This window comes from Flavobacterium sp. ov086 (genome assembly GCF_900187965.1).
Taxonomy (GTDB): domain Bacteria; phylum Bacteroidota; class Bacteroidia; order Flavobacteriales; family Flavobacteriaceae; genus Flavobacterium.
Window position 1 is genome coordinate 46,493 of the sequence record NZ_FZNL01000009.1, and the last position, 25,019, is coordinate 71,511.

The window sequence follows — 25,019 nt, forward strand, 5'->3', positions numbered from 1 at the left end:
TCTGTATTTGGTTTTTTTATTGGTAGAAATTGGTGAAATTCGTGTTTAAATTAAATCACATGCAATTCAGAACCCAAATACCAATTTCTAAAACGAGTAATCCAATTGATTATAATTCGAAAGTAGTATCTTTTGGTTCTTGCTTTGCAGAAAATATGGCGGAGAAATTCGACTATTTTAAATTTCAAAATACTACAAATCCGTTTGGGATTATCTTTAATTCGGTTTCAATCGAGAAATTATTTAGCCGGGTTGTTAAGGAAGAGTTTTATACAGAAAAAGATGTTTTCTTTTATAACGAACGTTGGCATTGTTACGAAGTCCATTCGGATTTAAGCAATTCAGACAGGCAGGAATTACTCGAAACGCTGAATAAAGCTATTTCAGAAACCAATAAACAATTACAAGAAGCCACACATATTATTATTACCTACGGAACTTCCTGGATTTATAGAAGTATAGAAAGTGACGAGATTGTTGCCAATTGCCATAAAGTTCCACAGAAGCAATTTTCTAAAGAATTATTATCGGTTGACATAACTCAGAAAAGCATTCAAAACACAATCGAACTTATTCAGGTTTTAAATCCTCAGATAAATTTCATTTTTACCGTTTCGCCGGTACGTCATATTAAAGACGGTTTTGCCGAAAATCAATTAAGTAAATCACACTTATTTGCGGGACTTCATTATAATCTGCAATCTAAAATCAACAATCTAAAATTAGAATATTTTCCGTCATACGAAATCATGATGGACGAACTTCGGGATTATCGCTTTTACGCCGAAGATATGCTGCATCCAAACCAGGTTGCAATTGATTATATCTGGCACAAATTCAGCGAAAACTATATTTCTGAAAACAGTATTTCGACGATGCAGGAAGTCGAAGAAATACAAAAAAGCCTGCGTCATCGAAGCTTTAATCCAGAATCAGAACAACATCAGAAATTCTTAGCTAAACTTCAGCAAAAAATAAAAGCCATAGAAGAGAAATGGTCACATATTAAATTTTAAACAACATTCTTTGAGTTTTTTTTAGAAAAATATTTTAATCTTTAAAAGTCATAATGTATTTTTTTATTAGGTTTTTAATGTTTACAATTTATTGACTAGCCTCCAGCTTTAGCTGGAGTTAATTAAATATGTTAATAAATGGCTTTAGCCAAAATGCATAACTTTGGCTAAAGCCATCCAATTTGATTTTTATGTAAACTCCAGCTAAAGCTGGAGGCTATTCAAAACGATCTTTGTGCCTTCGCGCCTTCGTGGCAAAATAAAAAGTAAGAAAATAATTATTTGCCACTAAAATTTTAGAATAATTGCAGGTAATTGTGTAAATTGTTAAAGTTTAATTTTTTCAATTTTGTAAACTGTAGTAATACAGCCTTATAATAACGCAACTATAATCTAATGTGTTTTATTGACGTATGAATAAGAAACCAATTCATTTTCTTAAAAAAACACTTCGTGTGCTGCTTTGGTGCGTGGCTTCGGTTATTGTGCTTTTATTACTTCTGATTATTTTAATTCAGGTTCCGTCTATTCAAAATTATGTAAAGGATAAAGCGATTACCTATTTACATGATAAAATTAAAACCAAAGTTTCCTTAGATCATATTTCGATAAAATTCCCTAAAGATGTAGTTCTCGAAGGTTTTTATTTTGAAGATCAAAAAAAAGACACTTTACTGGCAGGAAAACGTCTTGAACTCGATGTCGATTTGTTTAAATTGGTAAGCAGTGAATTAGAAATTAATTCAGTTTCGCTGGAAAATGTCAAAGCCAATATTTCACGAAATAGAGAAGGTGTTTTCAATTTTGATTACATCATAAAAGCTTTCGAATCAAAAGAACCAAAAGTAGAAGAACCAAATAGTAAACCTTTTAAAATATCAGTTGTAAAAGTAAATCTGGACAATGTAAACTTTAATTTTAAAGACAATTTTTCTAAAAATGATATCAGAGTGAAACTCACACATTTTGATACTAAGTTCAAAGAATTCGATTTAGATAAAATGAATTTCGATATTCCGAATATTGATTTAAACGGATTAAAAGTAGTTTTGAATCAGGATGTTGTGGAGAAAATTGCCGAAGTTTCGGTGAAAACTGTTGATACAATTTCGAAAAGAAAAGATTTCAGTTTAAAATTAGGCAAAATCAAATTAGCAAAAATTGATATTGCCTATGATAATAAAGATTCCAAACTAGATTCTGGAATAAAACTGGGGAATCTGGATTTATCCGTCAATAAAATAGATTTGAATAATCAGCTTTTGGACTTTGATTCTTTTGAATTAAAAGATCTAAAAGGGAATTTGCGTTTGGGGGCAAAAGACAAACAAATTCAAGCACCAAATTTAGATACAACAGCAATAAAACAAACAGGTTGGAAAGTAAAACTGACAGATGTTAATTTAGAAAACATTGCTTTCAAATTTGATGATATGCAATCAAAACCACTTTCAAAAGGAATTGACTACAGCCACATGAATTTGGATAAATTCAATTTTAAAGCAGAGAAATTATATTACGGGAATGATACCATTTCGGGAAATATAAAAGCGTTAACGGCAAATGATAAAAGCGGATTACAGATTCAGTCTCTAAAAACAGATTTCTTTTACGGACCTAAAAATGCGTATTTGAATGGTTTGTATTTGAAAACGCCGCAAACACTTCTTCAAGATAAAATAAAAGTTAGTTATTCTTCAATTGCCGCAATTTCTAAAGATCTGGGGAATCTTTCTTTAGACGCCAATTTAAAGCAATCAAAAATTGGATTTAAAGACATTTTGCTTTTTACTCCCGATTTACAAAAAACAAATCCATTTAAGAGTAATCCAAATGCGGTTTTGTATTTGAATACACGCTTGAGCGGAAAAGTAAAAGACCTGAATATTCCACAATTTGAAATGAGCGGAATTGGAACGACAAAAGTCGCCCTTTCGGGGAAAATAAAAGGCTTGCCAGATGCTCAAAAAGCCTATTATGATTTAGATATTAAAAAGCTTTCAAGTACCTCAAAAGATATTTATTCGTTTGTACCGGCGGGAACAATTCCGAAAAACATTCAATTGCCTTCGCAACTTAATTTAAGTGGAAAATTTAAAGGTTCTGTTCAGAATTTTAAAACTAATTTGGCTTTAAACAGCAGTTTCGGAAATGCAAAAATCGATGCTTTATTTGATCAGCGTGTTAAGAAAAAAGAGAAATACGATGCGACCGTCTATTTGTTAGATTTTGATTTAGGAAGATTAATCAAAAACGATTCGATTGGAAAAATTACGCTTAAAGCGAAAGTAAAAGGCAAAGGTTTAGATCCAAAAACGGCTCAGGCACGATTTGATGGTTTGGTTCAGAAAGCAGTTTTTAATAAATATACCTATAAAGATTTGGCTTTAAAGGGAAATATCGAAAATGGATCTTTTGCAGTTAAATCCGGAATGAAAGACCCAAATCTAAATTTTGATCTTGTTGCAAGCGGAAACACAAAAGACAAATATCCAACGATTCAACTAAAATTAAACTTAGATATTGCCGATTTAGAAAAGCTGAATCTTCACGCCGGACCAATGAAATTGCGTGGAAATGTAGATGCGGATATTGCCAATAGTAATCCTGATTTTTTAAACGGAAAAGTGTTCCTTTCAAATATTCAGATTTTGCAGGACGCAGAACCAATTGTTTTAGATTCGGTTCGTGTAATTGCTTTTGCGGATAATAACCGAAATAATATCAAAATCTCATCTCAGTTTTTAAAAGCAGAAGTTGACGGAAAATACAAGCTAACAACATTAGAGGCTGCAATAAAAAAATCATTATCTAAATATATTGATTTAAAAAGCCCGAAAGAAAAAGGGGAATCAGACGAACAAAGATTGGCTTTTACGCTAACAGTTGATAACGACCCGATTCTGTTTAAATTGGTTCCGGAATTGACAGGTTTGGAACCGTTAAAAATTACAGGGAAATACAATAACGTAACCGATTCTTTAGAAATAAAAGGAACGATTCCGAGAATTGTTTACGCAAATAATACAATCGCCGACGGAAAAATAAATATCGAAGCCAAAGAAAATGCTTTAGAATATCAAATTTCTGTTGCCACAATAGAAAGCAGTTCTTTAAAGATTCCGTTTACTAGTTTATCCGGAAAAGTCGAAAATAATATTCTGACTTATGCACTTGAAGTGAAAGATGCAAAAGACAAACAACAATATTTCATTGCCGGAGAATTTAAAACAGAAGATTCTAAAAACATTTTTAAAATTGATGCAGAAAACTTTGTTCTGAATTACGATAAATGGAATGTCGACCCGGAAAACACAATTGAATTTGGAGGAAAGAGATTGTACGTCAATAAATTCTTTTTAGAACATTCAGGCAATGAACTTAAAATACAATCACAAGGAATTCAGGACAATGCACCATTACAAGTTGATTTTGTAAACTTCAAGATCGAGACTATTATGAACATAGTCAAAAAAGATCAGCTATTAATGCAAGGTTTGATTAATGGAAATGCGGTAGTTGAAAATGTAATGACGAAACCAACTTTTACATCAGACATAAAAATTGATCAATTTGCATTTAAAGGTGAACCTGTTGGAGATATTGCTATAAAAGTCGATAATAAAACAGACAATTTATTGGCAGCAAATGTTACGCTAAGCGGAGAAGAAAATGACGTAAACCTTACAGGGAATTATAAAATTGACGATGGAAATCTGGATTTTAATCTCGATGTAAATAAGTTGAATATCAAAAGTATTCAGGGTTTCAGTATGGGAAATCTTACTGAAGGAACAGGGTATTTAGCCGGAAATTTTAAAATTACAGGAACTTCGGATGCGCCAAAAGTAAACGGAGAATTAGATTTTAAAAATACAGGTTTCAGAGTTACTAAATTCAATTCGTATTTTAAAACCGAAGAAGAAAAAATAACACTTCAAAACGATGTAATTACATTTGATAGTTTCACTTTTCATGACGAAAATGACAATGAATTAACGATAAACGGAACAATTAAATCGACAGATTATACCAATTTTGATTTTGGATTAACTGTTGTTGCAGACGATTTTAGAGCGATACATTCTAAAGAAAAAGACAATGACTTATTCTATGGAGATTTGATTTTAGATAGTAAATTAAATATCAAAGGAACTCTTGCAAATCCTGTTATTGGCGGAAATATCAAAATAAATAAAGAGACTAAATTTACTGTTGTTTTACCACAGTCAGATCCTTCGATTGCGGATCGTGAGGGAATTGTAGAGTTTGTTGATGAAGATAATCAGTATCTAAAACAAACGGCAGCGATGGAGCAAAAGCTGAATCAATCGCAGTTAATTGGTATGGATGTTAGTGTTGCTATTTCTATCGATAAAGAAGCTGAACTTACTTTGGTGATCGACAAAGGAAATGGTGATTATTTGAATCTAAAAGGAGAAGCTGAGCTTATAGGCGGAATTGATCCTTCAGGAAAAACAACTTTGACGGGTAAATACGAATTTTCAGATGGAGCGTATGAAATGAATTTCAACATGATCCGACGAAAATTTGACATTCAAAAAGGAAGTTCAATTACCTGGAATGGAGAACCAACCATGGCTACTTTGAATATTACAGCGATTTATAAGGTTGATGCAGCACCAATTGATTTACTTGGAAATCAGTTGGGAACAATGAGTCCAACAGAAAAAAACACGTACAAACAGAAAATACCATTTCAGACTCATTTGAAAATGAAAGACGAATTATTGAAACCCGAAATCACTTTTGATATTGTACTTCCGGATGGTAATTATGGCGTTTCTACAGATGTTGTATCTCTTACACAAACGAAATTGCAACAATTAAGACAAGAGCCAGCCGAATTAAACAAACAGGTTTTTGCCCTTTTATTATTGAATAGATTTATTGGTGAAAATCCATTTGCGAGTGAAAGTGGCGGAACTAGTGCAGAATCTTTGGCAAGACAAAGTGTGAGCAAAATACTTTCACAACAATTAAATGATCTTGCCGGAGAATTAATTACCGGAGTTCAGTTAGAATTCGATTTGGAATCTACTGATGATTATACGACAGGAACCAGAGAAAACAGAACGGATTTGAATGTTGGTGTTTCTAAGAAACTTCTGGATGATCGATTAAAAGTTACTGTAGGAAGCAGTTTTGCTGTCGAAGGTCAGGAACGCGCCAACGAACAAAGTACCAATATTGCGGGAGATGTAGCGCTGGATTATCAATTGACAAAAGACGGTAGATATATGGTTCGTGCCTATCGAAAAAATGAATATCAGGTTGCAGTAGAAGGACAAGTTATTGAGACAGGAGTTGCTTTTATTATTACGATGAGTTACAATAAATTCCGAGAACTTTTTCATCGCACTGCTGCAGAAAAAGAAATGATCAGAGAAGAAAAACTGCGTAAGGAAAAAGAAAAACAGAAAAAGAAGGAAGACAAGGAAAAAGAAGAAAATCAAATTGAAGGAAATGAGCAAAAAACATAGCAATATGAAAACAAGATATATTAGATATTTTATTGCGCTATCCTTATTTTTTGTTTTTGGATGCAGCAATACAAAATATTTGCCTGAAGGAGAATTGTTGTACACAGGAGGTTCTGTGACTGTAAAAGATACTATTTTAAAAAAGAAAGAACGTAAAGCACTGGAAAGCGAATTGGAAGATTTGTTACGCCCAAAACCCAATAAACAATTCCTGGGTTTACGTCCTAAATTATGGTTTTATAACATTGCCGGAGAACCTAAAAAAGATAAAGGAATTCGATATTGGCTGCGTAATAAAGTAGGTGAACCGCCCGTACTTTTTAGTAAAGTAGACTTGGATTATAATGCTTCGGTTTTACGAAATTTCACGGAAAACCGTGGTTATTTTAAAACCCGTGTAAGTGCAGATTCTACAGTAAACAACAAAAGAGTTACTGCGGAATATACAGTTGTACCCAAAAGGCAGTATATCATTAAGAGTGTGACTTTTCCGGATGATTCACTGGCAATGTCAAGATTAATTGCAAGATCTAGCCGAAGAAGTTTGTTAAAAGTGGGTAAACCTTATGACCTCGATATCATTAAAGCAGAACGTGAACGTATAGACGCAAGACTCAAAGAAAAGGGATATTACTACTTTAATCCTGATTATATTTTGGCTCAGGTAGACAGTAGTAAAGGCGATCACGAAGTAAAAATAAGACTGGTAATAAAAGCCGATACACCGCCAAAAGCACTTACATCCTATAAGATCAATAAAATTGTAGTGTATCCAAATTTTATAATTTCGAAAGACAGCATTAAATACAAACCAGAGGATGTTGTTCAGTACAAAGATTTCACGATTATTGATACCGCAGACACTTTTAAGCCACGAGTTTTTGACAGAGCAATCTATTTCAAAAAAGGCGATTTATACAATAGAAAAGATCATAATTTAACATTGAACCGTTTTGTGAATCTGGGAACTTTTAGTTTTGTGAAAAATGAATTTAAGCCTTCAGACAGTTTGCCAAATACCTTAGATTCATATTATTATCTAACGCTTTTGCCAAAGAAATTTATTCGTGTTGAGGTTCTGGGAAAAACAAATTCGGCTAGTTATACCGGTACAGAAATTAATGTAAACTGGAACAATAGAAACTTATTTAGAGGAGCCGAATTGCTAACAGTTTCAATTTTTGGCGGAGCCGATTTTCAGCTTTCGGGTGCCAATAACGGTAAAAATATCTATAAACTCGGAACCGAAACTAGTTTGACATGGCCAAGATTTATTGTTCCGTTTTTTCATGTTGAAGGTTCAAGTGAATTTGTTCCAAGAACCAAAGCTACTTTGAGATACGAATATCAAAACAGAACACAATTATATGCTTTAAATTCATTTAAAACCTCGTTTGGTTATCAGTGGAAAGAAAATATTCGAAAAGAACATCAGTTAAACGTGATTGATGTTACGTACGTAAGTCCGAATCATGTTACGGCTGAGTATTTAGCTGATGCGGAAACAGATGAGTCATTGAAGAAAGTAATCGAAAAACAATTGATTTTTGGTCCGACTTATACGTTTACTTATACCAATACAATGCAGAAGCGTAAAAAGAATACGTTTTATTTTAGCGGAGATTTAGATTTGGCGGGAAACATAACGGGTTTAGTATCTGGAGCAAATGTGAAAGAAGGGAATCAGAAGAATATTTTTGATGTTCCGTTTAGCCAATATGTAAAGATGAGAGGCGATTTCAGACATTATTTAAAACTTGGAAAAGAAAGCGAATTGGCAAGTAGAATTATTGTTGGAGTTGGACTTCCGTACGGAAATTCAAGTGCTTTGCCAACCTCAAAACAATTTGTTGTGGGAGGAACCAATAGTATTCGTGCTTTTAGGGCAAGATCGCTTGGACCGGGAAGTTTCCTCAATACAGAGACAACAAATAATTATTTGCCGGATCAATCGGGAGATTTAAAATTAGAATTTAGTACCGAATATAGAGCAAAACTTTTTAGCATTGTTCGCGGAGCGTTATTCATTGATGCAGGAAATGTTTGGTTATTAAATCCTGATCCTAATAAACCGGGCGGAGAAATTACCAAAGATTTCATGAAAGATATTGCTGTTGGGGCAGGAGCCGGATTACGTTTTGATCTATCTTTCCTGATTTTAAGAACCGATTTAGCATTCCCGCTCAGAAAACCGTACTTGCCTGAAGGTGATAGATGGGTAATCAAGGATATTGATTTTGGAAGCGGTCCATGGAGAAAAGACAATCTGATTCTGAATATCGCGATTGGATATCCATTTTAGGGGAAGTTTGCCACGATTTTTTTCGGCACGAATTTCACAAATTTGCACTAATACATACTTTGTGTATAATATTCAATTTCACAAATTTTAATTCGAGAAATTGATTTTTATATACGTAAAGAATTAGTGAAAATTAGTGAAATTCGTGGCAAACTTTAATTCACATTTTGTAAATTGGTCTAATAAATATATGGAATGCAAAATTTAATAAAAAGGATTATAGTTTTAGGTTCGGTTGTACTTTTGGTTGTTTTGGCTTTCAAATATTGTCAGTTCAAAAAAGAAGACGATTCTACAATCGATTATAACACCAATTTGATCCAGCAGCAAATCCTAAATGTTGGGAAATTGGTTGTTACCGAAGGTCATTTTTCAGAAGTGATCACTTATAAAAATCAGCAGAAATATTTGATGGACATGGTTTCTTTCGAAAAGAAAGCGCTTGTTGTCGTAAATGCGAATGTTACCGTTGCTTACGATTTGCATAAAATGAAATATGATATCGACGAAAAAAACAAAACGATCACAATATTAAATATTCCAAAAGAAGAAATCACGATCAATCCTGATATTCAGTTTTATGATGTCGAACAAAGCAAACTGAATCCGTTTACGGGAGACGATTACAATAAAATCAACAAATCGGTTAAAGCGAATCTGGCTAAGAAAATCGAAGCTTCTACTTTAAAAACAAACGCTCAAAACCGTTTAATAAGTGAATTGTCTAAAATTCTAATTCTGACAAATTCAATGGGTTGGAAACTGCAATACAACGGAAAAACTATCGAATCAGAGAAAGAGCTGAATCAGGATTTGAAGTTGTAAATTGAGGAAGGTTCAGAGGTTCAGAGAGGCAAAGGTTCAAAGGTTTTCACAATCTTGTCATTTCGACGGAGGAGAAATCGCACAAGAAATTCCGTGTAGAATGTCGCTAATCTTTGTCGAGTTACGTGTGTGATTTCTCCTCCGTCGAAATGACAAACTTTGCGACTTTACAAGATTAAAAGATCCACACAGATCAGCTTAAATCAGCAAAATCTGCGTGAAATAATAAAAAACTTTGCGACTCTGCGTATTTGCGCGAGATTATTTTTAAACACAAAAGCAAGAAAAAAATTAGCGTCTTAGCGCCTTCGGGGTAAACATCATTAAACTGCTTCCTTATCAAAAATCAAATCCAATCCGCCGGCAATTAAATGCGCAACTTCAGGACGTTTAACCTTCAATTGATCTAAGTGAACCAAGACTTCCTGTAAAAGTTGATCTTCATTTGAACCCTTCAAAAGTTCAGCAATTTCGATAGTTAGCAACCAATCGTTAGAATGATTTTCTTTCAGTTTAGTAAAGACAGTTTGCAATTCAGATTTGGAATCTTTGTTCTCTCTAATCATACGAACGGTTTGATATAGAACTTCTAAATCGTCACGTTCAGTTGTATGTTTTGCTTTGATAGTAGTAGTTTTAGGAACAGTATTAATCAGATCAAAACTATTCACATCGGCTGGACCGGAAAAAGCAGAAACCACTTTTTTACCAATTGCCATATCATAATTTCCCCATTCAGGCTGAAACAAAATCGTTTCGCCATGAGTAACTGTACAATTTCTAAAACTGATCAGGATAATTTCTCCATGCAGGTTTCTTGAACCTGTAATGATTTCACCTTCAACAATAATATTACCTTCAAACTCCAGTTTTACGGTTTCGTTCTCCACAATAGAATACGCTTGTAAATCCTTCGGACTCATATCTTCAATTGCCAAATTAAAGCCTTTCAGTTTCCCAATCGGACTTCCAAATCCATGCGGATGTGTTAGAGTTCCGTGTCCAACCAATTCTTTTTCACGATACGATAAAGCCGTTTTCCCAGTAGTTTGAATATAAACAGGTTTTCCCTCGTCTTCAATTACATTAGTAAAAACTCCTGAAACTTGCAAACCTGTACTCAATTCAATAGTTCCTAAAGCATTCGAGTGAATCAGTTTCTGAATTCCCGAAAGTCCTCCTGTTCTCAATGCCATTTTATTAGCAAACTCTTCCAGAATTAAACTCAAATAAGAAAAGTTTGGCGTAACATAAAGTTGAGGTTGTAACTTCGTAATATCAAAATTTTGATTTGCTGCCGAGATATCATAAGGTATTTTCTTCACATTATCCGTCATGCACCAGGCACTTTCACCAATAGAAGAAAGTAATCCGGCTCCATAAATTTTTGGATTTTCAACCGTTCCAATCAAGCCATATTCAACCGTCCACCAATGTAGATTTCGAATTTGAGCCATCTCAGACAATTCGCCCATATTGTTTTGCAAATCAGCAACCGCTTTTTCTGCTTCGTCTATTTTTTCCTGTGGAGTATCTTCTGCTTCTTTCAAAATCGAAAGTAATCGAATCGCTTCGTACATCTGATAATCTTTGTGAGATGAAATCGCTTTACAGCCAATTTCTCCAAAACGACGCAAATATTCAGCATATTCAGGATTCGCAATAATAGGAGCGTGACCGGCACCTTCGTGGATAATATCCGGTGCAGGTGTATATTCAATATGTTCTAATTGACGAATATCTGATGCAATAACTAAGACATTATAAGCCTGAAATTCCATAAAAGCATTTGGCGGAATAAAGCCGTCAACAGCAACTGCAGCCCAGCCAATTTCAGTCAGAATACGATTCATACCATACATACTTGGAATAGAATCAATTTCGATTCCGGTTTTTTTCAAACCATCCAAATAGGAGTGATGTGCTACTTTTGATAAATAATCTACATTTTTACGCATTACGTAGCGCCAAACCGCCTGATTAATCGGAGTATAATCACTATAATCCTGAGGTTTAATAAATTGCTTTAAATGTTTAGGCAATCGCTCTAATAACGGGTTTGTTTCAATACTTGCATTCATTTCGAAAACGTTGTAGATTAGAATGTAAAATTACGAATTTATGATGCTATTTTTTGCTATTCGTAACAATTTTTTTGTTCGAAATGAATTTTTATTGCGTTTTTATAGATTTTAAAGAACAGGCAGTAAAAGAGAAAATTTTAGCAGTCATTATTCTCGTAATTGACTTTTTCCATTGTCTTCTCGAAGCTTTCAATCTCTTTTTTTGTCATTGAAACTTCTTTTAAATCAACTTTTAATTGCTTTTGAGTGTCAGGACTAATCCATAATCCTGTAAAAGTATTTCCGGTTTTCTTTAAAATTAAAACACCGCTGAAACCATGTTCGACCATTACAAATTCATTTTCAACCTTTTTGTTCTGCGTAGGGTAAATTTGAATCCATTTGTTTGATTTATTGTAGCGATACATTGAAGTAAACATTAACTCAGCCGTACAAGGGCTTTCTTCTGTTTTAATATAAACAGTTATTGGTGTTTTTCCGTCAATAGTTCCTTTGTATAAATTAGAAACCGGAGTTTGAGATTGTGCGTTTAAATGGTTTAAAAAAGAGAAACAGATTGCAAAGAACAGGATAACTTTTTTCATCTTAAATGGGGTGGTTTTGATTGAGGCTTTTAGCTGTATTTATTCAATCAAATTTATTTAATTAAAAATAGTATCCAATTTAATTGCTCAATATTTTTTAAGATTTACCTGATGCATTTCGAAGATCGTTTTCGGCATTTCTAAAATATTCAATTTTATGATTGAACATAAAAGCCATATTTGTGGCACGCATTTTAGCTTCTTCTGTAATAGGTCCTGAAAATATGGTGTCAATTGTAGTATTAAAAATTTCAATCCAACGATCAAAATGAGATTTATCTACCGGTAATTGCTTGTGTGGCGGAAATGGACTTCCCGAATAAGCACGAACATCGAACAAAATAGTTTGCCAAAAGCCGTACATTTTTTCTAAATGTACTGGCCAGCGATCTTGTAGTTTATCATTGAAAATTGGACCAAGAAGATCGTCTTTTCTAACATTGTCATAAAAGGTATTGACCATTAATTTTATATCCTCGAGGTTTGAAATATCTTTAAGAGTTGCCATGTTTTTGTCTGTATAATGAATTGCAAAAATACGATATATGATGGCGTATGTTTTGTGATATTTATCATTTTAGGATTATTTTATCAGAAGTAAATTATCTTCAACGGTTAATTTTTCAGCTCGATTTCCACAATCAAAGACTGAATTGTAGGTTGTTTTATGTTTTTGAAATAATAAAGTAAGATTTTGTTTAGTTTTATGTTTTTAGTTTGTTGATTATTAGGTATTTGAAAAATTAATAGATAAGTTTTTGTAAAGGAGGATTTTCAATTTGATGTGTATTTGTAAAGTTAGAATATTGTCATTTTAATTAAAATTAACATAATATTGATATGTATTAATAAAATTAATCTTAAAAAATGAGAAAAATTAAATTATCAAAAAACTAAAAAACTATGCACAAAACTACCCAAAAACCTAAAAACCGAATGAAAGCTACAATAATGATAAAGGTCATTGTACTGCTTTTGTTTATTACTAGTGTAAATGCTCAAACCGTTACTCCGTGGATAACCTCGGGAGATCAGACGAAACTATTGCAACAGCAAGGTACTGTGAGCTTTATTGCTAATTCAGGATCGAATCCTTCAACGGTAACTGTTAATGCCGGAACAACTTATCAAACCATAGACGGATTTGGTTATACGCTTACCGAAGGAAGTTGCGAAGTGATTAGCGGAATGGCCACAACACAGCAAAATCAGTTATTAAATGATTTATACAATCCTACTACAGGTTTAAATGCAAGTGTTATTCGAATTAGTATTGGAGCTTCAGATTTAAGCAGTTCTTCTTATAGTTATAACGAAACTTCGGGAGACGTAAACATGAATAACTTTAGTTTAAACGGACCAGATTTAACCTATTTGATTCCGATTATAAAAAAGATTCAGTTAATTAATCCGAATATAAAAATATTAGCAACGCCCTGGTCAGCACCACGTTGGATGAAAACCAACAATTCTTGGGTTGGCGGAAGTTTACAAACACAATATTATGCGGCTTACGCCAAATATTTTGTGAAGTATTTTGATGCTATGGCAGCGCAGGGAATTTCGATTTGGGGAATCACACCTCAAAATGAGCCTGAAAATCCAAATAATGAGCCAAGTATGTTGATGAATTCAACAGAACAAAAGAACTTTATCAATCAACAACTTGGACCACAAATGGCTGCAGCAGGATATGGCGGAACTAAAATTATAGCTTTTGATCACAATTGCGATAATACAGCTTATCCTATTGATGTTTTAAACAATAGCAGTTATGTTGATGGCGCAGCATTTCACTTGTATTTAGGAAATATCTCGGCGATGTCAACCGTACGAAATGCAACCAATAAAAATGTTTATTTTACAGAACAATACACAGGATCGGGTGGAAGCTTTAGCGGAGATTTTGGCTGGCACATGCAAAACGTCGTTATTGGAAGTACCAATAATTGGGCAAAAACAGTTATGGAGTGGAATGCTGCAAACAACTCAGGTTTAGGACCGCGTACTCCCGGCGGATGCAATACTTGTTTGGGTGCTATAACGGTTAACAATAGTACAAGTTATACTAAAAATGTAGCGTATTATATTATTGGTCAAATCTCAAAATTTGTAAAACCAGGAGCTTTAAGAATTTCGTCTTCAAGTACAAACGGTTCAATTGTTTCTGCTGGATTTAAAAACCCTGACGGATCTATTTCGCTTGTGATTTATAATTCAGGATCAGCAAATACTATTAAAGTTGTTTCGGGATCATCAGCCTTTAATTATACTGTTCCGGCTTCATCAGCAGTTACATTCAATTGGGCTACAACTGCTCCGGTTGCTGTAACGGGAGTAAGTGTTAGTCCAAGTTCAGTTTCAATTTCAGTGGGAGGTTCAACACAATTAACAGCGACAGTTGCACCAAGTAATGCAACAAATAAAAACGTAACATGGAGCTCAAGTAACTCGGCTGTAGCCTCAGTAAATGCTTCAGGATTAGTATCTGGAATTTCTGCCGGCACAGCAACTATTACAGTTACAACAGTTGACGGATCGAAAACAGCAACAAGTGCTATAACGGTTACAGCTTCATCATCAACTTATCCGGGTTATTACAATATTATTTCAAGAAACAGTAATAAAGGATTAGACGTTGCAGATAATTCAACTACAAGCGGAGGACGTATTCAGCAATACGATATTACAAGTGGTGGAGGAAGTAATCAGCGTTGGAAATTTGTTCCTGACGGAAGTGGTAACTTTTACATCATTGTAAAATCAACCGGAATGTATCTTGCTCCGGAAAATAATGGAACTGCTGATGGATTAAAAGTGCAGCAAAAAACATTCGCAGCTACAAATGACTTCAAATGGACGGTTACAAGTTTGGGCGGTGGCTATTATAAAATCATAAATTTAAATAGCGGCAAATCTCTGGATGTTGAAAATGTTTCGACTGCAAACGGAGCTAATATTCAGGTTTGGGCATATACCGGCGGATTAAATCAGCAATGGCAATTTGTACAAGTTGAAACAGTTGCTGGAAAAAGCGCATCAGTAAAAGCTGTTCCAACTGAAACTGAGAGTCAAAATGATATGCTTGTTTATATAAATGCTACCAATGAATATTTAAAAATTGACACAAATCATCAAGGAGCTGGAATGGTTGAATTATTTTCTGTGACAGGACAAACTGTTTTGAAAAAAGCCGTGAATTTTCAAAAAGGAAGTCAGTCTGAAATTGAAATTTCAAGATTGCCAAAAGGACTTTATATTGTTAGAATAAACGATAGTAAAGGTTCTTATTCTAAAAAAATCCTGAAACAATAGTTTACAAATTTAGAATTCAATTAGTAATTTTATATTTGAATTTAAAGGCTGTCTGATTCTGTATCAGACAGCCTTTTGCTTTTTATCCAATTAATTGCGTGAACAAATCCTGATTGTCATTTAAGTATTGAAACTCAAAACCATTTTTGGTCATATTCATTTTAATAGCCAGAATATCTTTTTTGTTTTTCAATTCTAATCCCACAACTACAGAACCTACTTCGCGACTGTTTTTCTTGGCAAATTGAAAATAAGTAATATCATCATCAGGACCTAAAATATTGTTTACAAACTCTTTTAAAGCTCCCGGACGCTGCGGAAACTGAATCATGAAATAATGCATTAAGCCTTCATATAATAAAGAACGTTCTTTTATTTCGGCAGTTCTTTCAATGTCGTTATTACTTCCGCTTACAACGCAAACGACCGTTTTACCTTTTATTTTATCCTTATAAAAATCTAAAGCTGCAATTGTCAATGCACCTGCAGGTTCTACAACCATTGCTTCTTCGTTATATAAACGCAAGATCGTGGTACAAACTTTTCCTTCGGGAACCAGAACGATATCTTCTAAATTATAACGGCAAATTTCAAAAGTTTTATCACCAACTTGTTTTACAGCCGCACCATCTACAAATTTATCGATTGTGGTTAATGGGGTGTTTTTATTTTCTTCGATCGAAGTTTTCATCGAAGGAGCGCCTTTTGGTTCAACTCCAATAATCTTTGTATTTGGACTTAAATGTTTAAAGACTTCGGATAAACCAGAAGCCAGTCCGCCACCGCCAATTGGGACAAAAACATAATCGATAGGTTCTTTGTAGTTTTCCAGAATTTCTAATCCAACAGTTCCCTGACCGGCAATCACTTTCTCATCGTCAAAAGGATGAATGAAGATTTTATGATTTTCAATGGCATCGGCTGTAGCCGAAGCATAAGCATCATCAAAAGTATCTCCGATAAGAACGATTTCAACAAAAGATTTCCCGAATAATTGTACTTGTTTTACTTTTTGCTTTGGAGTTGTTTTTGGCATGTAAATTTTACCTTTTATCTGCAAAAGGTGACAGGAATATGCTACGCCCTGAGCGTGATTTCCGGCACTTGCACAAACAATTCCGATAGCTTTTTCGGCATCATTTAACGAAGAAATTTTGTTGTAAGCGCCTCTAATTTTGTATGACCGCACAATTTGTAAATCTTCTCTTTTTAATAAAATAGTAGATTTAAATTCTTCCGAAAGATTTAAATTTTGTGTGAGCGGAGTAGCGGCAACTACATTTTCAAGCTGTTTTTTGGCAGCAAGTACTTCGTTAAATAGATTCATTGTATTTGTTTTTTTGCCACGAATTGCACAAATTTTCTCTAATTTTTATTTGCTTGACGCTAAAATATTAATTCGTGCTAATTTGTGTAATTCGTGGCTATTTTAAAATTTCATTAAATAAAAAAACCTCCCGATTTGGGAGGTTTTATAAATTGTATTTTGTTTACTTATTTATATAATACCTCACCATTATTGCTGAATAGCAATAATACTAATAGAGATAATAATGATATTTAAGTTTTTCATTTCAGATAATTGAATCGCAAATGTATTAATTATTTTTTAACTGGAGGATATTGAGCTAAAATTTTAGTTACAAATTCAGCAACTTTTTCGTCTTTTTTATCCACGTTTTTAGTTAAAGTACCAAAGCCTTCACCTTGCCAGATCATTTCTTTCTTTTTGGCATCTATCAAATCGATAAACAAAGTTCCTTGTGTTGAAGTTGAAACAGTGGTTTGTCCTCCATAACCATACATCATGTAAGGATTCCATCCATATCCCCAGCCGTAACCCCATCCGGCATTAAATTGGTTTACATCAACTTGTTCTCTTGATTTGGTAAAAATGTTTACTAATAAATCCGGGTTTTCACTTTTGGTAAAACCTTTGGCTTGCATTTGATCATCAATGGCACGTAGGATACGTCTTTTATCCAAATCAGAAATTTCGACCTTATCAATTCCGGGCTTAAAAAAAGCATAAGTCTTATAAGGGGCAAAATCTACGTTTTTATCATAATCAGAATAAACACTAACAGTACTGCAGGAGGCGAGTATCAAAAGCAAAAAAACGGGCACTAATTTGAATTTTTTCATTTTTATAAGAATTTATTTGTTCTCAGTTTAAGATACTTTACCTTTTTTGTCAGGCTAAGCGAAGTCGAAGCCCTTTCTTTCATGTTAGCCTTCGACTTCGCTCAGGATGACAATTGTATTAAAATAGACTTTCGTCTACAATATTAGGTAAAGTTACTTTTAATAAAGGCTGAACTTCCATCGCTCTTTTTATAGCAAAAATAGCTTCGTCATTTCGAGCCCAGCTTCTTCTTGAAATTCCGTTGTTAACATCCCAAAAAAGCATTGATGCTAAGCGTTTTGAAGCCTCCTTAGAACCATCAAGAACCATACCAAATCCGCCGTTTATAACCTCTCCCCAGCCAACTCCGCCGCCATTATGAATAGAAACCCAGGTTGCACCTCTAAAGCTGTCTCCAATCACGTTTTGAATTGCCATATCAGCCGTAAAACGAGATCCGTCATAGATGTTAGAAGTCTCTCTGTAAGGAGAGTCTGTTCCGGAAACGTCGTGATGATCGCGCCCTAAAACAACAGTTCCAATTTCGCCTTTTGCAATTGCCTGATTAAAAGCTTCAGCAATTTTAATTCGGCCTTCAGCGTCAGCGTACAAAATTCTGGCTTGAGAACCCACAACCAATTTATTTTCCTGCGCGCCTTTAATCCATTTGATGTTATCCTGCATTTGTTGCTGAATTTCATCAGGAGAAGTTTTTGCCAATTCCTCTAAAACCTGACTTGCGATGTTGTCGGTTTTTTGTAAATCTTCGGGTTTTCCAGAAGTACAAACCCATCTAAATGGACCAAAACCATAATCAAAACACATTGGTCCCATAATATCCTGAACGTAACTTGGATATTTAAAATCGATATTGTTTTCTGCCATAACATCTGCACCAGCGCGGGAAGCTTCTAATAAAAATGCATTTCCGTAATCAAAAAAGTAAGTTCCTTTTGCGGTATGTTTGTTAATTGCTTTCGCTTGACGACGTAAAGATTCCTGTACTTTTTCTTTGAATAATTCAGGATTGTTTGCCATCATTTCATTGGCTTCTTCAAACGAAATTCCAACTGGATAATAACCTCCAGCCCAAGGATTGTGAAGCGAAGTTTGATCTGAACCTAAATCAATTTTGATGTTTTCTTTGTCAAAACATTCCCAAACATCAACCACATTTCCTAAATAAGCAATCGAAACCACTTCTTTATTGGCTTTCGCCAAAGTGACTCTTTTTACCAATTCTTCTGTTGAGGTTACGATTTCATTAATCCATCCTTGTTCATGACGGATTTTAGTGATTTTAGGATTTACTTCGGCGCAGACCGTAATACATCCTGCGATATTTCCGGCTTTTGGTTGTGCACCGGACATTCCGCCTAATCCAGAAGTCACAAATAAGTTTCCTTCCGGATTAAGTTTAATTTTTCTAAAACCGTTCAAAACCGTAATCGTCGTTCCGTGAACAATTCCTTGTGGTCCAATGTACATATAACTTCCTGCCGTCATTTGTCCGTATTGCGAAACGCCCAAGGCATTCATTTTTTCCCAATCGTCCGGTTTCGAATAATTTGGGATTACCATTCCGTTTGTAACGACAACTCTTGGAGCTTCAGCATGCGAAGGGAATAACCCCATTGGATGTCCTGAATACATCGTCAACGTTTGCTCATCTGTCATTTCAGACAAATATTGCATTGTCAATAAATATTGCGCCCAATTTTGGAAAACAGCTCCGTTACCACCATACGTAATCAATTCGTGCGGATGTTGCGCCACAGCATAATCCAGATTGTTCTGAATCATGTGCATAATCGCTTTTGCCTGCAATGATTTCCCTGGATATTCGTCGATAGGTCTCGCGTACATTCTGTAATCCGGACGAAGGCGATACATATATATACGTCCGTATTTTTCTAATTCTTCAGAGAATTCGATAATTAATTCTGCGTGATGTTTGGCGTCAAAATAACGTAAAGCATTTTTTAAAGCCAGTTTTTTTTCTTCTGCCGAAAGGATTTCTTTTCGTTTTGGTGCATGATTAATCGCTAAATCATATTCTTTTTTTGCTGGTAATATGCTTGGAATTCCTTGTTGTATTTCTTCTTTAAAAGTCATTTTTTTGAAAAGGTGCTTAGTTGCTAAGATTCTAAGTGGCTAAGATAATTTAGCCAGATTAACAACAGATTAATTTTTTGTTTTTTAGATTATGTCGCCCTGCAGGGGCTCAAATGTGACCGACGGTTAATTGATGCAATTGGAATTTGGAATTTAAAATTTGGAATTTATTTAAATTATCTCATTTTCAAATTGGCACATTTTCTAATTAAACTAGGGATAACGAATATCCGACCTGTGATAGGATTTGTGGATCGTAATCCTAAATTTTCGCAAGAGAATATCCATATATAATTTTAGAGTTTATATTGTTGATTTTAGATTTGTCCTTCGACTTCGCTCAGGATGACAAAATTATCTAATTATCAAATTGCCACATTTTCTAATTAGTTTTTTTTCTTATTTCCCCCGTTCTTTTATCAAACCCATACGGACAATGACGGCAACCACTTTTGCAGCAATAACCACGTTTTAGATGGTGTTTTTCAGTAAAGCATTTATAACCTTCGGGTGTATAGTAAAAATCTTCACCTTCGATTAGTTTATTTTCATTACTTTGCTCTTTCATAAATCTGCTTTGAATTCTTGTTCTTATTCTGCCAAAATTAAAATTATAGTCTTGATTGTGATTTTAGCGAAATCGAACATTTTTTATCTACAAATTTATAAATTTTACAGCTAATGTTTCTGATTGTTGCTAAATATTTAATTCCGAAAGGATATCGAGGAATGGCTGTCTTTCCGTTTGTGTTTTTAAAATACAATCAGGACAAAGAAAATCCCGTTTTTGTCAATCACGAAAAAATCCATCTCCGACAACAATTAGAATTGCTGGTTCTTCCTTTTTATATCTTTTATGTTTTAGAATATATAATTAGGCTGATACAATATAAAAATAAGGATTTGGCGTACCGAAATATAAGCTTTGAAAGAGAAGCGTATACGAATGAAGCAGATTCTGATTATTTGAAAAACCGATCTTTTTTTGGCTTTTTAAATTACTTAACTTTAAAAGAAAAATAGATTTTGAACCAGGAAATTCATATTAACTTTCCGAATGATATCTCTCTGACTATTAAAAGAGAAGACTTGATTCATCCTTTTGTTTCAGGAAATAAATTTAGAAAACTCAAATACAACTTACTTCAGGCGAAAGCCGAAAATAAAACTACCTTATTAACTTTTGGCGGCGCTTTTTCGAATCATATTGCGGCAGTTGCTTTTGCGGGAAAAGAAGAAGGTTTTAAAACTATTGGAATTATTCGTGGTGATGAACTTTCTGATAAAATTGAAGAAAATCCAACACTGAAATTTGCTCAGGAAAACGGAATGGAATTTGAGTTTGTTTCCAGAGAAGAGTATCGGCTTAAAAGCGAAAATTCCTTTATAGAAAAGTTGAAAGAGAAATTTGGCGATTTTTATTTCGTGCCCGAAGGAGGTACAAATGAATTGGCGGTAAAAGGGTGCGAAGAGATTTTGACCGATGAAGATGCTGTTTTTAATTACGTTTGTTGTGCAGTAGGAACGGGCGGAACCATATCGGGATTGATCAATAGTGCTTTGCCACATCAGAAAATTTTAGGGTTTCCGGCGTTAAAAGGTGACTTTTTAACGGATGAAATTCGTATTTTTGCAAAAAAAGATAACTGGAATTTAATTTCTGACTATCATTTTGGAGGTTATGGGAAGATAAATTTAGAATTAATTGAATTCATCAATGCTTTTTTTGAAGAAAATAAAGTGCCTTTAGATCCAATTTATACAGGAAAGATGGTTTTTGGCGTTATAGACTTAATACATAAAAACTATTTTCCTGCAGGTTCAAAAATTTTACTCATTCATACTGGCGGATTACAAGGAATTGAGGGAATGAATATGAAATTGAAGCAGAAAAAATTACCAATACTCAAAAGCAATGGTTAAAAAAATAATAACATTCTTAATTCTGGCAACTTTAGTGAGTTGTTCCTCTAGTAAACCTACTATTGCGACGACTAAGAAAGCAGCAGTACAGAGGCCAAGAGTGGCAACGACCAAAAAGCCGGCTTATTCTAAGCCAATTGGCAAAAATTACCCTTCTACAAATAATACAACTGAGGTTATTCAGTCTACTTCAAAAACAGTTGTAACCAGCGATTTAGTTAATAATTATATATTGCAATTTAAAGATATTGCAATGGGTAATATGACGAAATATGGTATTCCTGCAAGTATTATTCTGGCGCAGGGAATTCTGGAATCCGGTGCAGGAAGAGGAGATTTGGCCTTAGATGCAAATAATCATTTTGGGATAAAATGTCATAGTGACTGGCTTGGCGAAAGTGTTCGTCATGATGATGATTCGGCACAGGAATGTTTTAGAAAATATACAGAAGCTTCAGAATCTTATAGGGATCATGCCTTATTTTTGGTTGGAAAAAAGAGATATGCAAGTTTATTCACTTATGAAAAAGATGATTATAAAGCCTGGGCAAAAGGATTAAGAGCTTGTGGTTATGCTACAGATCCTAATTATCCGGATAAATTAATAAGTTATATTGAGCGTTATAATCTGCATCAATATGATTGTCAGGTTACAGGTAGAAACTATAAACCTTTTGAGAAATCTGTCGCTGTTAAAAGCGCACCAACTTCTAACACAAACATAAATCCAAACGATCCAAATTTATACGAAGTTCAAAAAGGAGATACCTTATATTCGATTTCAAAAAAATTCAATTTAATGGTTGACGATTTAAAACAGAAAAATAATCTTTCTGACAATGCGCTTTCTATCGGGCAGAAGTTGAAAGTTCAATAGTTTTTTAGTTATGAATTGTGGATTATAAGTTTTGAGTGATTTATGAAGAAGAGAATTTTGTGGGGAGTTTTTGCTTTTGCAGTAGTTTTAAGTATTAGAGTTTTTTGTGGAGTTTATGTTCATGATGAATTTGCCGAAAGGCATTTTTTTATAAAACATCGTCCAACATGGAAATGGTTATTTTATTCTCCTATTGGTATGTCTGATAAAAAACTTGGAGAACTTAGTGAAGAAGAACAAATAGAACAAAAATATTTTAATGAGTTTATATTAGATCAACGTATAATTTTTTAACCAGACCTGAATTCAAAATCTAATACAAATAATGATTTATAAATATTGTGAAAATTTTGAGAGATCTAACCTGGAACTTAATTGTGAAAAGGATAACCTAACAGAATTAGATTTTTATTTTTTAAGAGAAGGAAAAGTTAGAGTTTTAATTTACAAATGCTCAAAATGTAGTGGTTTGTGGAAAATGACTGAATACCAAAATGTTGAAAAATGGTTGCAGGTAAATGAAGTTACATCAAAAGAATATATTTCATTTGACTCTCCAAATTACTATCCAATTGAATATTTTGAATTTGCAGAGGCTTATTTTTATGACAACTCTTTACAATGTGGGAATCCAAAGGAATGTGAAAAATATTCTGGACTAACTTGTTCTCCAAAAAACTTAAATTTTGTGGAGAAAATTATGGAAGGAGATGCTGGTTGTTACAATATTAAGGAGGAAATATATAAATGCAACAAATGTGAAAATAAGTGGATCTTGAAAGAAGAGTTTGATACGCATCATGGATATGCAAACTCTGCAGCAAAAATAAATTGAACAAAAATGTTTTAATGAGTTTATAAGATGTTTAAGTTGATAAATCTAAAGTCTAAACTCAAAAATCTAAAATAAATAATGATATATAAAAGAAGTAGTCAGCTTTTTGCTGAAGCAGAAAAAGTAATTCCGGGAGGAGTAAATTCACCAGTTAGAGCGTTTAAAGCGGTTGGCGGAACTCCTATTTTTGTAAAAAGTGCCAAAGGTGCTTATTTGTATGACGAAGACGGAAACAAATTAATAGATTATATCAATTCTTGGGGACCAATGGTTTTGGGTCATGCATATCAGCCAGTTGTGGATGCGGTGATCGAAAAAGCAAAATTGGGAACTTCATTTGGAATGCCAACAGAATTAGAAACTGAAATTGCAGCTTTGGCGGTTTCTATGGTTCCGAATATTGATAAAATCAGATTTGTAAATTCAGGTACAGAAGCTTGTATGAGTGCGATTCGTTTGGCTCGCGGATTTACAAAAAGAGATAAAATAATCAAATTTGCGGGTTGCTATCACGGACATTCAGATTCATTTTTGATTCAGGCGGGAAGTGGAGCCGTAACTTTTGGATCTCCAAATAGTCCCGGAGTTACAGAAGGAACTGCAAAAGATACTTTATTGGCAAAATACAATGATTTAGAGAATGTAAAGACTTTAATTGAAGCTAATAAAAACGAAATCGCAGCGATAATTATAGAACCGGTTGCAGGAAATATGGGATGTATTCCTCCTCAAAAAGGTTTCTTGCAAGGTTTAAGAGATTTGTGTACTGCAAACGGAATTTTACTAATTTTTGATGAGGTAATGACTGGTTTCCGTTTGGCTCGTGGTGGAGTTCAGGAGTTATTCAATATCAATGCTGATATTGTTACTTTCGGTAAAGTAATTGGTGGAGGTTTGCCGGTTGGAGCTTTTGCTGCACGTGCTGAAATCATGAATTATCTTGCACCTCTTGGACCAGTTTATCAGGCAGGAACATTGTCCGGGAATCCATTGGCAATGGCTGCAGGATTAGCTATGCTACAATCATTAGATAATGATCGTGCAATTTTTGATCGTTTAGACGAAAAAACGGCTTATTTAGAAGCTGGAATCGATAGAGTTTTAAAAGCAAACAATGTTGTTTTTACCATCAATAGAGTGGGATCGATGATTTCGGTACATTTTGATGCAAATCCGGTTGTAGATTTTCAAACTGCTGCAAAAGGAGATAATGAAACGTTCAAGAAATTCTTCCACGGTTTATTAAACGAAGGTGTTTATATCGCACCGTCGGCATATGAAACCTGGTTTATTACAGATGCATTAACTTACGAAGATCTTGACTTTACGATTAATGCAATTGATAAGGTTTCAAAGACGTTTTAAGTTTAAAAAAGAGTATATATTTTTTTTTCAATTTAAGGTTCAGTTTTATTCGTAAAACTGAACCTTTTTTTATGATTTAGGTTTTGATTATTTTAGTTAATGAAAAGTTAATAAGATGGTTTCTTCTGATGTAATTGGAATAAAAATTA

18 protein-coding genes are annotated in these 25,019 nt (G+C 33.9%); 11 read left to right on the forward strand and 7 right to left on the reverse strand.

Annotation, left to right across the window (positions count from 1 at the left end; genetic code table 11):
* Positions 1-59: 59 nt before the first annotated feature.
* The 4 genes from CHB81_RS11665 to CHB81_RS11680 all read left to right on the forward strand — a co-directional run bounded on the left by CHB81_RS11665 (position 60) and on the right by CHB81_RS11680 (position 9,647).
* Positions 60-1,016: a GSCFA domain-containing protein gene (locus tag CHB81_RS11665; RefSeq protein ID WP_089352052.1), complete on the forward strand. Its 957-nt coding sequence runs from the start codon at positions 60-62 to the stop codon at positions 1,014-1,016.
* Positions 1,017-1,429: 413 nt separating this feature from the next.
* Positions 1,430-6,520, forward strand: coding sequence for a translocation/assembly module TamB (locus tag CHB81_RS11670; RefSeq protein WP_089352053.1), 5,091 nt, complete (start codon positions 1,430-1,432; stop codon positions 6,518-6,520).
* Entirely contained in the window at positions 6,504-8,822 is a 2,319-nt protein-coding gene (locus CHB81_RS11675) for a BamA/TamA family outer membrane protein (protein WP_089352054.1), read from the forward strand. The genes CHB81_RS11670 and CHB81_RS11675 overlap by 17 nt, the downstream gene beginning before the upstream one ends.
* Before the next feature lie 195 nt (positions 8,823-9,017).
* A complete protein-coding gene (locus CHB81_RS11680) occupies positions 9,018-9,647 on the forward strand; it encodes a DUF4230 domain-containing protein (protein WP_089352055.1) in 630 nt (209 codons plus the stop codon).
* Positions 9,648-9,970: 323 nt separating this feature from the next.
* Here CHB81_RS11680 and CHB81_RS11685 read toward each other — a convergent pair whose 3' ends face one another.
* From CHB81_RS11685 to CHB81_RS11695, 3 genes are all read right to left on the reverse strand, one after another.
* Positions 9,971-11,728, reverse strand: coding sequence for an aromatic amino acid hydroxylase (locus tag CHB81_RS11685; RefSeq protein ID WP_089352056.1), 1,758 nt, complete (start codon positions 11,726-11,728; stop codon positions 9,971-9,973).
* A gap of 140 nt (positions 11,729-11,868) precedes the next feature.
* Positions 11,869-12,315, reverse strand: coding sequence for a hypothetical protein (locus CHB81_RS11690; RefSeq protein WP_089352057.1), 447 nt, complete (start codon positions 12,313-12,315; stop codon positions 11,869-11,871).
* Between the two features lie 97 nt (positions 12,316-12,412).
* A complete protein-coding gene (locus CHB81_RS11695) occupies positions 12,413-12,823 on the reverse strand; it encodes a group III truncated hemoglobin (RefSeq protein ID WP_089352058.1) in 411 nt (136 codons plus the stop codon).
* Between the two features lie 395 nt (positions 12,824-13,218).
* Here CHB81_RS11695 and CHB81_RS11700 point away from each other — a divergent pair, with 395 nt between their 5' ends.
* Positions 13,219-15,630, forward strand: a complete 2,412-nt coding sequence (locus CHB81_RS11700; protein ID WP_089352059.1) for an RICIN domain-containing protein — start codon at positions 13,219-13,221, stop codon at positions 15,628-15,630.
* A gap of 82 nt (positions 15,631-15,712) precedes the next feature.
* On the opposite strand, the gene ilvA is transcribed toward CHB81_RS11700, so the two are convergent.
* The 4 genes from ilvA to CHB81_RS11720 all read right to left on the reverse strand — a co-directional run bounded on the left by ilvA (position 15,713) and on the right by CHB81_RS11720 (position 20,438).
* On the reverse strand, positions 15,713-16,957 hold the full coding sequence (gene ilvA, locus CHB81_RS11705) for a threonine ammonia-lyase IlvA (protein ID WP_089352060.1): 1,245 nt from the start codon (positions 16,955-16,957) through the stop codon (positions 15,713-15,715).
* 275 nt (positions 16,958-17,232) lie between these two features.
* Entirely contained in the window at positions 17,233-17,775 is a 543-nt protein-coding gene (locus tag CHB81_RS11710) for a DUF4136 domain-containing protein (protein ID WP_089352061.1), read from the reverse strand.
* Between the two features lie 118 nt (positions 17,776-17,893).
* A complete protein-coding gene (locus tag CHB81_RS11715; RefSeq protein WP_089352062.1) occupies positions 17,894-19,870 on the reverse strand; it encodes a urocanate hydratase in 1,977 nt (658 codons plus the stop codon).
* A gap of 382 nt (positions 19,871-20,252) precedes the next feature.
* Positions 20,253-20,438 carry a DUF5522 domain-containing protein gene (locus CHB81_RS11720; protein ID WP_071636586.1) on the reverse strand — a complete coding sequence of 62 codons (186 nt, stop codon included), beginning with the start codon at positions 20,436-20,438 and terminating at the stop codon, positions 20,253-20,255.
* 113 nt (positions 20,439-20,551) lie between these two features.
* On the opposite strand from CHB81_RS11720, the gene CHB81_RS11725 reads away from it, so the two are divergent.
* The 6 genes from CHB81_RS11725 (at position 20,552) to hemL (ending at position 24,870) form a co-directional block, all read left to right on the forward strand.
* Positions 20,552-20,893: a hypothetical protein gene (locus CHB81_RS11725; protein WP_089352063.1), complete on the forward strand. Its 342-nt coding sequence runs from the start codon at positions 20,552-20,554 to the stop codon at positions 20,891-20,893.
* Between the two features lie 3 nt (positions 20,894-20,896).
* A complete protein-coding gene (locus CHB81_RS11730; RefSeq protein ID WP_089352064.1) occupies positions 20,897-21,793 on the forward strand; it encodes a 1-aminocyclopropane-1-carboxylate deaminase/D-cysteine desulfhydrase in 897 nt (298 codons plus the stop codon).
* A complete protein-coding gene (locus CHB81_RS11735) occupies positions 21,786-22,670 on the forward strand; it encodes a glucosaminidase domain-containing protein (RefSeq protein ID WP_089352065.1) in 885 nt (294 codons plus the stop codon). The genes CHB81_RS11730 and CHB81_RS11735 overlap by 8 nt, the downstream gene beginning before the upstream one ends.
* Before the next feature lie 42 nt (positions 22,671-22,712).
* Positions 22,713-22,964, forward strand: coding sequence for a hypothetical protein (locus tag CHB81_RS11740; protein WP_089352066.1), 252 nt, complete (start codon positions 22,713-22,715; stop codon positions 22,962-22,964).
* A 31-nt stretch (positions 22,965-22,995) separates the two neighbouring features.
* On the forward strand, positions 22,996-23,505 hold the full coding sequence (locus tag CHB81_RS11745) for a hypothetical protein (RefSeq protein ID WP_089352067.1): 510 nt from the start codon (positions 22,996-22,998) through the stop codon (positions 23,503-23,505).
* Positions 23,506-23,583: 78 nt separating this feature from the next.
* A complete protein-coding gene (hemL, locus tag CHB81_RS11750) occupies positions 23,584-24,870 on the forward strand; it encodes a glutamate-1-semialdehyde 2,1-aminomutase (protein WP_089352068.1) in 1,287 nt (428 codons plus the stop codon).
* The last annotated feature ends 149 nt before the right edge of the window (positions 24,871-25,019 follow it).

Bases quoted from the DNA above. Each gene is read 5' to 3' on its own strand.
- CHB81_RS11665 (WP_089352052.1), top strand. From the start codon at position 60: ATGCAATTCAGAACCCAAATACCAATTTCTAAAACGAGTAATCCAATT.
- CHB81_RS11670 (WP_089352053.1), top strand. From the start codon at position 1,430: ATGAATAAGAAACCAATTCATTTTCTTAAAAAAACACTTCGTGTGCTG.
- CHB81_RS11675 (WP_089352054.1), top strand. From the start codon at position 6,504: ATGAGCAAAAAACATAGCAATATGAAAACAAGATATATTAGATATTTT.
- CHB81_RS11680 (WP_089352055.1), top strand. From the start codon at position 9,018: ATGCAAAATTTAATAAAAAGGATTATAGTTTTAGGTTCGGTTGTACTT.
- CHB81_RS11685 (WP_089352056.1), bottom strand. From the start codon at position 11,728: ATGAATGCAAGTATTGAAACAAACCCGTTATTAGAGCGATTGCCTAAA.
- CHB81_RS11690 (WP_089352057.1), bottom strand. From the start codon at position 12,315: ATGAAAAAAGTTATCCTGTTCTTTGCAATCTGTTTCTCTTTTTTAAAC.
- CHB81_RS11695 (WP_089352058.1), bottom strand. From the start codon at position 12,823: ATGGCAACTCTTAAAGATATTTCAAACCTCGAGGATATAAAATTAATG.
- CHB81_RS11700 (WP_089352059.1), top strand. From the start codon at position 13,219: ATGCACAAAACTACCCAAAAACCTAAAAACCGAATGAAAGCTACAATA.
- ilvA (WP_089352060.1), bottom strand. From the start codon at position 16,957: ATGAATCTATTTAACGAAGTACTTGCTGCCAAAAAACAGCTTGAAAAT.
- CHB81_RS11710 (WP_089352061.1), bottom strand. From the start codon at position 17,775: ATGAAAAAATTCAAATTAGTGCCCGTTTTTTTGCTTTTGATACTCGCC.
- CHB81_RS11715 (WP_089352062.1), bottom strand. From the start codon at position 19,870: ATGACTTTTAAAGAAGAAATACAACAAGGAATTCCAAGCATATTACCA.
- CHB81_RS11720 (WP_071636586.1), bottom strand. From the start codon at position 20,438: ATGAAAGAGCAAAGTAATGAAAATAAACTAATCGAAGGTGAAGATTTT.
- CHB81_RS11725 (WP_089352063.1), top strand. From the start codon at position 20,552: ATGTTTCTGATTGTTGCTAAATATTTAATTCCGAAAGGATATCGAGGA.
- CHB81_RS11735 (WP_089352065.1), top strand. From the start codon at position 21,786: ATGGTTAAAAAAATAATAACATTCTTAATTCTGGCAACTTTAGTGAGT.
- CHB81_RS11740 (WP_089352066.1), top strand. From the start codon at position 22,713: ATGAAGAAGAGAATTTTGTGGGGAGTTTTTGCTTTTGCAGTAGTTTTA.
- CHB81_RS11745 (WP_089352067.1), top strand. From the start codon at position 22,996: ATGATTTATAAATATTGTGAAAATTTTGAGAGATCTAACCTGGAACTT.
- hemL (WP_089352068.1), top strand. From the start codon at position 23,584: ATGATATATAAAAGAAGTAGTCAGCTTTTTGCTGAAGCAGAAAAAGTA.